8 protein-coding genes are annotated in these 8,567 nt (G+C 63.0%); 3 read left to right on the forward strand and 5 right to left on the reverse strand.

Translation table 11 applies throughout. From position 1 onward, the window contains the following. Position 1: 1 nt before the first annotated feature. The gene (locus TRIHO_RS03130; RefSeq protein ID WP_068240302.1) at positions 2–886 is read right to left on the reverse strand and encodes a DUF1403 family protein; all 885 of its coding nucleotides are present in this window, start codon (positions 884–886) and stop codon (positions 2–4) included. Between the two features lie 156 nt (positions 887–1,042). Between TRIHO_RS03130 and TRIHO_RS03135 the strand changes: the two genes are divergently transcribed. Beyond that, positions 1,043–2,140 (forward strand): tyrosine-type recombinase/integrase, encoded by a 1,098-nt coding sequence (locus tag TRIHO_RS03135; RefSeq protein WP_082704994.1) that lies wholly within the window; start codon positions 1,043–1,045, stop codon positions 2,138–2,140. A 143-nt stretch (positions 2,141–2,283) separates the two neighbouring features. Here the strand turns inward: TRIHO_RS03135 and repC are convergent, their stop codons facing one another. The 4 genes from repC to TRIHO_RS03155 form a co-directional block, all read right to left on the reverse strand. Beyond that, positions 2,284–3,393 carry a plasmid replication protein RepC gene (gene repC, locus TRIHO_RS03140; protein WP_068240306.1) on the reverse strand — a complete coding sequence of 370 codons (1,110 nt, stop codon included), beginning with the start codon at positions 3,391–3,393 and terminating at the stop codon, positions 2,284–2,286. 181 nt (positions 3,394–3,574) lie between these two features. Next, entirely contained in the window at positions 3,575–4,558 is a 984-nt protein-coding gene (gene repB / locus TRIHO_RS03145; RefSeq protein WP_068240346.1) for a plasmid partitioning protein RepB, read from the reverse strand. Further along, positions 4,558–5,715, reverse strand: coding sequence for a plasmid partitioning protein RepA (gene repA, locus TRIHO_RS03150; protein WP_207498623.1), 1,158 nt, complete (start codon positions 5,713–5,715; stop codon positions 4,558–4,560). The genes repB and repA overlap by 1 nt, the downstream gene beginning before the upstream one ends. 481 nt (positions 5,716–6,196) lie before the next feature. Beyond that, the gene (locus tag TRIHO_RS03155; protein ID WP_068240310.1) at positions 6,197–6,889 is read right to left on the reverse strand and encodes a GntR family transcriptional regulator; all 693 of its coding nucleotides are present in this window, start codon (positions 6,887–6,889) and stop codon (positions 6,197–6,199) included. Between the two features lie 330 nt (positions 6,890–7,219). On the opposite strand from TRIHO_RS03155, the gene TRIHO_RS03160 reads away from it, so the two are divergent. Next, positions 7,220–7,552, forward strand: coding sequence for a cupin domain-containing protein (locus TRIHO_RS03160; RefSeq protein ID WP_068240313.1), 333 nt, complete (start codon positions 7,220–7,222; stop codon positions 7,550–7,552). A 42-nt stretch (positions 7,553–7,594) separates the two neighbouring features. Further along, positions 7,595–8,476: an NAD(P)-dependent oxidoreductase gene (locus TRIHO_RS03165; protein WP_068240314.1), complete on the forward strand. Its 882-nt coding sequence runs from the start codon at positions 7,595–7,597 to the stop codon at positions 8,474–8,476. The last annotated feature ends 91 nt before the right edge of the window (positions 8,477–8,567 follow it).

Consider the following 8,567-nt stretch of genomic DNA (forward strand, 5'->3'; position numbering starts at 1 on the left):
GCTACACCCCGTAAAGCCGGAAGGTGTCGCGGCCGGTCAGCTCGCGCACCGCGCCGAGATCGACCAGCCGGTCGCAGAGCCGCCGCGCGGCGCGATCCGGCAGGGGCAAGGCCGAGGGCACGACCGCGTCGCGGGTCAGGAACATCTCGACCGCGTCGCCCGCCCCTTTGGCGCGCAGCCTGGGTGCGACCGCCTTCAGATGCGCAGCGCGACGTGCGAGGTCGGCGGTCTGACGCACCGCCTCGACGGCCGACAAGACAAGCGCGCGATGGCAGGCCAGCCGCAGGTCATCGCCCCGCTTGCGCAGGTCGGCGCGTTTCAGGCCGGCGGCCAGCAGCGGCACGAGATGATCCCAGCCGAGTGCTTGGGCGAGGGCCGCCTCGGCAAGGACAAGGGCCGCGCCTTCACTCCGCGGTGCCGCCGTCAGCACCGCCTCCAGCACCCTCGCCGCGCGGGGGACCGCTGCCCCCTGCCCTGCCGCCAGCCAGCTGGCAATCTGCTCCGGCTCGAGCGTCGGCAAGGCCCGGTCCAGAGCCCTGGCCGACACCGGCCGCGCCACAGCCCGCCGCCAGCTCTGGTAGGTCTCGCCCGCCGGTCCGGGTCGGTCGCCGGGGCGCAGCAGATGCACCGCATCGCGCAATTCCCCGGCCCTCTCGGGACGGCCGGAGCGCGCCACGCAGGCCTCTGCGGCCCGCAGCGCCAGACGGTCGCGCAACAAGGCGTGGGGGACGTCTGTGTGTCCCAACACAAGATGCAGGTGGCTCAGCGCCGCGCCCGACAAAAACGCAACATCCTCAGGGGTTTCAGCGCGGGCAGAGGTGACCCAAGCGGGCATCCGGGGTAACGTGTCGGGGTCGCTGATGTGATCCGCTCGGGCATAGGTCATGCCAGAAGCCTACCTCAGAACGGCGCTTTTCTCCAGCTTTTCCCGTTCAAACCGCCCTCCCCTGTCGTTTGGCGTGATGTCCAATAAGTTTGCATTATCGGACCTGGCTGAATAAGCTGCCCGCCAATGCCACAGCACAGGGATGTCAGCGGGCCTATGCGCAAAACCTCCAGCACACCGCCCTCCGCCCCGCCGCCAGAGGGTGACGGGGATCCCCCAAGCGACAGCGCTCTGTTGCGCCTGCCTGCGGATGTTGCGGGGTCTGGCGGGCTGGACCGGTTGGTCGACAGCGCGCGGGGCTATGCGGCGGCGGCCGCCTCGGAGAACACGCTCAAGGCCTATGCAAAGGATTGGGCGCATTTTGCGCGCTGGTGCCGGATGAAAGGCACAGAGCCCCTGCCCCCCTCGCCGCAGATGATCGGGCTTTACCTGGCGGATCTGGCCGCGCCGCAGGCGGGTTCTGGCGCGCGACAGCCGCGCCCTCTGGCCGTGAGCAGCATCGAACGGCGCCTGTCGGGACTGGCCTGGAGCTATGCGCAGCGCGGCCAGCGGCTGGATCGCAAGGACCGCCATATCGCCGCCGTGCTGGCCGGGATCAAGCGCAAGCATGCCCGCCCGCCGGTGCAGAAAGAGGCCATCGGACCTGCCGATATCCGCGCGATGATTGCCACCCTGCCCCATGATCTGCGCGGTCTGCGCGACCGGGCCATTCTGCTCCTCGGCTATGCCGGCGGGCTGCGGCGGTCGGAAATTGTCGGCCTTGATGTGCACAAGGACGACAGCCTCGACGGCACCGGCTGGATCGAGATCCTGGAGGCCGGGGCCTTGTTGACCCTGAATGCCAAGACCGGCTGGCGCGAGGTTGAGATCGGCCGGGGGTCGACGCCGCAGACCTGCCCGGTGCAGGCGCTGGAGCAATGGCTGCGTTTTGCCAGGATCGACTTTGGCCCGGTGTTTGTCGCCACCACGCGGGACGGCAAAGGCGTGCGGAGCGCCCGGCTCAACGACAAACATATCGCGCGGCTGATCAAGCGGACGGTCTGCGCGGCAGGCCTGCGCCCGGAGCTGCCGGAGCGCGACCGGCTGGCGCTGTTCTCGGGTCACAGCTTGCGCGCCGGCCTGGCCAGTTCCGCCGAGGTCGACGAACGCTATGTCCAGAAACATCTCGGCCATGCCTCCGCCGAGATGACCCGCCGCTACCAACGCAGACGCGACCGCTTCCGGGTGAATCTCACCAAAGCCGCGGGGCTGTAGATCAGTGATCCGGATGTTCGATGATCCAGGCGGATTGGCCCCGGTCCGGTGTAAAATTGTCAGCTGACAATTTCCGGTTTTGACCGCTGGCAACGGATGGATTTTGCGCCCAATGCGCGGCGTCATTGGCTGACCCTGGCCTGTCAAAATCGGGGTTTCGGTGAAATTGTCAGCTGACAATTTTCGCTCCGTCCCAGAGCTTGAAGCATTGGCGCAAGGTTGAAGACCCCGTTTTCGGCGCGTTGTGACAACCGTCTGAGATAGCCGCCGGGATTGCGGATCTGTGGCAAACGCTCCAGCATGCAGAGCACCGTTGCGGCCGCCGCTTCCCGACCCATCGCGCGTTGAGCTTGCCAATAGACCGGGGTTTCGATGCCAATCATTGGGACAAGTCGGCCAACCATGCGGTGAAGATCTGACCATGATCGGGGCGGTTCGGGAAAGTAGCTTTTATATTCTTTGCAAGACCCCAACACCTCCGCAAGGCGGGGCGGTGGTGTTGGCGATGCGGCTGTGGGTGGTGAAACCTCGGACTTGTCCACAGTGGCTTCAGAGTCAGAATCGGATTTAGATTCAGTCTGTATGTGCCGCTCATTCTGGCTGTTCCGGGCGCTCAGTTTCGATGTGATTTGGGCAGGCTGTTGCAGCTGCGTGAGCCGGTGTTGCAGTTGATCCCGCAGATCACAAAGCTGGTGCTGTGAGAGCTTGCGGCGCAGATGTTGCCGACAGACATTCAGTGCTGCGTCATCTGCGGCGATGCCATGATCGAGGAGGGCCCGGCGCAGGGCCGCGATTTCATCGCGCAGGGCCTGGCAGGTCAGCGCAAGGGTCTGCGCGTCCCGGGCTGTGGTTGTGATGTGATCGGCGTGCACCGCAAGGGGAGATAGATCGAAGCCATAGGCCACCGACGCTGCGCGCCGGGCAAAGCGTTTGCGGTTGGCGCTGTCATGCCTGCTGACAACACCCAGCTCGACCAGGCGGGCGAGGTGCCGCCGCAGGGTGCTTTCTGGCATGCCGTGCAAACGATCCGACAGGCTACGATTGGAGGGGAACACGATGGTGCTGTGCCGTTCCGCGCGGATTTCACGTTGGGGCAAAAAGCTGATCAAAGCCCGCAAGACGGCGAGCGTGCGGTGATTCAGGCCAAACTCATCCGCCGCTGCGCCAAGCGCATCGAGGATCTGCCACTTGTCAACGGGAGGCAGCGCGCAAAGCTCCGCCACCCCGGTGACCGTCCGGGTGTCATTGGACATGTTTTTTGTTCACGAAGGCAAAGGAATACCACCCCTGTGCCGGGCACAGAGTTGACAAGACGGGTCGATTGCGGCTATTCCAAAAGTGCTAAGAATGAAATGAGCCTTCTGGGACGTCTGTCCTGGGGGGCTTTTTCTTTACCGGTGCTCGTGCCTCCTGTTCTGGGTTTGCATGGGTGCCTCAGTCTTCTGCCGCTTGTTTTTTCCAGCGGTCATGAAGGTCTTGCAGCAGCGCCTCGGCATGGGTTTCAAACCACGTATCAAAGCCGTCGGCGCCGCGGGATGGGATCGTCAGGGTCACGCTGCGGGGACCGGATTTAAGGTCAGCCAGGGGTTTCCCGGTGCGGCTGGCCAGCTGACGTTTGACAGGTTTCGGCGGGGCAGGGGGGCGCTCTGGTGTCACCTCCTTGCCTTCCAGTGAGGCCAGAACCATCTCGAACCGGTCATCCGAGGGCAGGGCGGCGAAACTGTCCTTGAGAAACAGCCGCCCCAACCGCTCTGTCTTGTCCGGGACGGTGCGCAGCAGGCCGGCCAGCTTGAGCCAGCGTTCGCGCCCGACACTGGGGGCAGAACCGATCTGGCGCAGAAATTCGATGGTAAATGAGGTGCCGACCTTCAGCATCCGCGAGATCATCGGCATATCCACCGACAGCGCGGCGGCGATTGTCTGCCGGTCATAGCCGGCCGCCTGCAATTGCGCCGCGAAGGAAGCCTTTTCGATGAAGGACAGATCCTGGCGGGCGGTGTTTTCCTGCCCCTGGGCGAGCACCAGCGCATGGTCGTCCAAATGGCGGACCATCGCCTTGACCGGCAGCCCGAGCGCGCGTAGGGCCATCAGACGGCGTCGGCCATAGACGATTTCGTATCGACCGGCGGTGGTGGCATGCGGGCGCAGCAAAACTGGCACCTGCTGGCCATAAGTCTTAATGCTTTCAATCAGTTGCGCCTGAGACGCCTGATCCACACCCAACCGGTCCTCATAGCCGGCATCGTCGATCAGCCCGGCATCAATGTCCTGAACCGCGTTCTCCTGCAGCTTGGTCAGCGAGGATTGCAACGCGCCCACGGCGCCGCGCGGCATGAGTTTCGGGCGTTCGGCCCGTTCGCCGCCGCCGTCTGGCGTGGCGGGTGTCAGTGCGGAAGTGAGAATGCCTTTGCGTGCCATCAGCGCCCCCAAGCAGTTTGAAGAAGGGTTTCGATCTCGTCATTGACCTGATTGAGCGAGTCTACGGCACGATCGTAAGTATTTCGATGAAACTGCGAACGCTCCACCTCGTAGACGGTCTGCTGGGTCAGGCCGGCATCGGAGATGGCAGTGGACTTAAGCATATGAGCTGTCATGACTTCTTTGCCAAAAAGCTGGCGCAGGAAGGCGACGACTTGCTGTTGCGGGGCATCGTTTGTCTCGTAGCGATTGATCAGGAATCGCAGGAAATCGAACTCCATTTTTGCGCCGGCATTATGGACCACATCAAGAAGATCGGCGCTCATCTGCAGGAACTGCGACATCGAGGCGACGTCGAGCATGTTCGGCACCACGGTGATGATCACCCCGGTGGAGGCGCAGAGCGCGGACATGGTGAGATAGCCCAGCTGCGGCGGGCAGTCGAAGAGGATCACATCGTAGTCGTCTTCGACCTCCTGCAGGACCGCCGCCATGCGGGCGAAAAACGGCGGCTGGATGTTGTTCAACAGCGCCTGTGGTGTCTCATGTTCGAATTCCTGCAACATCAGCCCGGCTGGGGCGAGGTCGATGCCGCTGAAATAGGTCTTTTGGATGACCTGGCTGAGCGGCACCGGATCGACATAACGGATCGCGTCGTAAATGGTGCCGGAGTCGAGGAAATCATACTCCGGCCGGTAGCCGAACAGCGAGGTGAGCGAGGCCTGCGGGTCAATATCCACTGCCAGAACCCGATAGCCCTTGAGCGCGAGCCGCTGTGCGGTGTGGATCGACGAGGTCGTTTTGCCCGAACCGCCCTTGAAGTTCAGAAATGACAGCACCTGGACCTTGTCCTCGGCGCGGCGCCCCTTGAGGTAGGCACCGGGCGTCTTGGCCCCGGCCTCCAGCGTTTGCCGGATGGCAATCAGATCCTCCGCAGAGTAGTGACGCCTGCCACCGGGGCTGGTATGCACATCGGCGATACGGCCATCAAAATGCAGCTTGCGCAGGAAGCTTGCAGAGATCCCCAGCAGCTCGGCGGCCTCGCCGGCGCTGAACAGGCGCAGCTCCTTGCGGGCATCGGGGGCAAAGCTGGCCAGCATGTGATGCTCCAACGCATTGGAGAGGGCTTCGGCATTCTTGCGGATGCGTTGATTCATATCCAAGGGTTGGGTCACTGCAGCCTCGTGTTGTAACGCTCTGTTTCAGCAAAGCTATATTTACCGTTTCTATAGCCGGCTTCTGTCTCTCTTGACAACAGAGTCGTGCAGGCGCGCCGGAGAAAACCGCCTCATGCCAAGGACCTGCAGGTCAGGCACAGTGGCGGGCGGCAATGGGGGTCTGGCGCGGTGGCGCGTCTTGCCTGTCGCACGGCCCTCTGGTTAACCATTTGATAAGACATAAAATACCCCATGGCGCGGTGGCTGATGCAGGGGGCGAGGGCTGATGCGGCCGGTGACCGGACCGGCTGGCGCGACCTGCCCGCCTGGGGCGATGTGTCTGGTGTCGCGGGGCGGCGTTTTGGCACGGATATGAGCCGCGACCCTGAGCCAAAGCAGCGCGATTCGCAGGCCCGGGACGGGCAGGGCGGTGCGATCCGGCGGAAGGGACCGGCGATTGGCGCGGCGCGGCGGCGCGGGTTCAGGGCTGGTCCGGTTCAAAATAGTTCGCGTTGGAGACGCAGATCTGTTCGATGGTTTCGTCCAGGCGCGACAGGTGCAGCACACCGGCGGCGACGGCGCGCGCCTCGTCATTGTCCTGGACCGCTTCGGCGATGGCCCGGTGGTCGGCGGCCAGTTGCGGCATCCGGTTTTTCTGCGACAAACTCAGCAGGCAGAGCCGGTCGAGCTTGGATTTTTCGGCCAGGATGACATCAAAGGCAAAATCAGCCCTGGCGATGTCGCAGAGCGTGCCGTGAAAGGCGTAATCCAGTTTGCCAAAGGTCTCGACGTCGTTCTCCCGCAGGGCCTTGTCCTGTGCGGCCAGAGCCACCTCCAGCTGGGCGGCCCCGATGGGGTCGCAATTGCGGGCGGCGAGCCGCAGGACTTCTTTCTCCACCGCAGCACGGACAAAGCGGGATTTGACGATCTCCCGCATCGAAAACCGCCGGACTTCGGTGGCGCGCTGGGGCCGGATCAACAGCAGGTCCAGATTGGCAAGGCGGCTGAAGGCATCGCGCACGGGCTGGCGCGAGACATTGAACCGGGCCGCCACCTCGGCTTCGGAAATCTTGTCGCCGGGCCGCAGCCGCAGGGTCAGGATGTCGTCCTGAATGGCGTTGAAAATATCATCCACGCTGGTGCGTCGATCCCCGGCAGGGCGCATCTGTGCCATCGCTCTTTCCCTCGGCGCAATTCGTTGTTGCCCACCTAAGCACGAAAAAGACTAGTATACCAGTAGGTCGACTAGTATCCTAGTTTGCGAAGGCTCGAATCGGTGGCCCGGACAGGGTGTGCCGAGGAGACGAGAGATGTCGCAGCAGGGGAATGTGTCGGGCGGTCATCCCGGGGCCGGTGGTCGACCGGGTCGGGGGGCGTCTTCTGTCTCGATGCCCGCCAATGGCCGCCGCGCGGATCGCCCCGGCGGGATCCGGCGCGCGGCCGTTGGACTGTGACGAAACGGTGGGGCGACCCGAGGTTGGGCCCAAAGCAAAGGACCGATGTAATGACTGTGAAAAACTACTTTCCCGCGTCTGAGGCCGAGACATTCGATGCCGGTGGTGGGCTGACCCGCAAGGTGGGCGCCTATAATGACAACATGATGTGCGTCGAGGTGCATTTCGAAACCGGCACCGTTGCCGCGCGCCACAGTCATCCGCACGAGCAGATCACCTATGTCATCTCCGGCAAATTCGAGTTCACCGTTGGCGACAAGACCTACACGGTTGGCGCGGGGGACTCTCTTTACAAGCAATCCAACATTGAACACGGCGCGACCTGTCTCGAGGCAGGCACGTTGCTGGATATGTTCACCCCCCACCGCGAAGATTTTGTCTGAGCACCCAAGATAGAACATCAATACCCATACGGAGCATACCACATGACCAAACCCATCATCGGATTCATCGGCCTTGGCCTGATGGGCGGCAACATGGTTGAAAACCTTCAGAAAAAAGACTTTGAACTGGTTGTCATGGATCTCGACAAGGACGCGGTTCAAAGCGTTCTTGACCGCGGCAACGCCCGCGCGGCGGCGTCGCCCAAGGAACTGGCAGAGGCCTGCGATATCGTGATGCTCTGCCTGACCACCTCGGAGGTGGTTGAAAAGATTGTCTATGGTGACGATGGCATCCTGGCCGGCATCAAAGACGGCAGCGTGCTGGTTGATTTCGGCACCTCGATCCCGGCGTCGACCCGCAAGATCGGGGCGGATCTGGCGGCCAAGGGGGCCGGAATGGTGGATGCGCCGCTCGGGCGCACACCGGCCCATGCCAAGGACGGGCTGTTGAACATCATGGCCGCCGGTGACCAGAAATGGTTCGACAAGGTGAAGCCGATCCTGGATCAACAGGGCGAGAATGTGTTCTATCTGGGCGCGTTGGGCGCCGGGCACACAACCAAACTGATCAACAATTTCATGGGCATGACCACTGTCTGCACCATGAGCCAGGCCTTTGCCGTTGCTGATCGGGCCGGTGTGGATCGTGCCCAGCTATATGACATCATGTCGACGGGTCCGTCGAATTCGCCGTTCATGGGCTTTTGCAAGAACTACGCGGTTGATGGTGTCAGCGATCTGGGATTTTCGCTCAACAACGCCAACAAGGATCTGGGGTATTTCCTGCGCATGGTCGAGGACCTCGGCACCCGCGCCGAAATCGCCGAAGGGACGTCGCACAATCTGCAGGCCGCCGTCGACGCCGGGATGGGGCAGGGGAACGTGCCGGAAATCTTTGATTACTTCCGCAAGCTGGAAGCCTGATGGGCTGACGCCGATCCGGTGATTGTGATGCGCCTGCCCCCGGTTGGGCAGGCGATTTTTTGACACTGCGGCGGCGGGGACTGCCCGCCGC

This window comes from Tritonibacter horizontis, from assembly GCF_001518015.1.
GTDB lineage: Bacteria > Pseudomonadota > Alphaproteobacteria > Rhodobacterales > Rhodobacteraceae > Epibacterium > Epibacterium horizontis.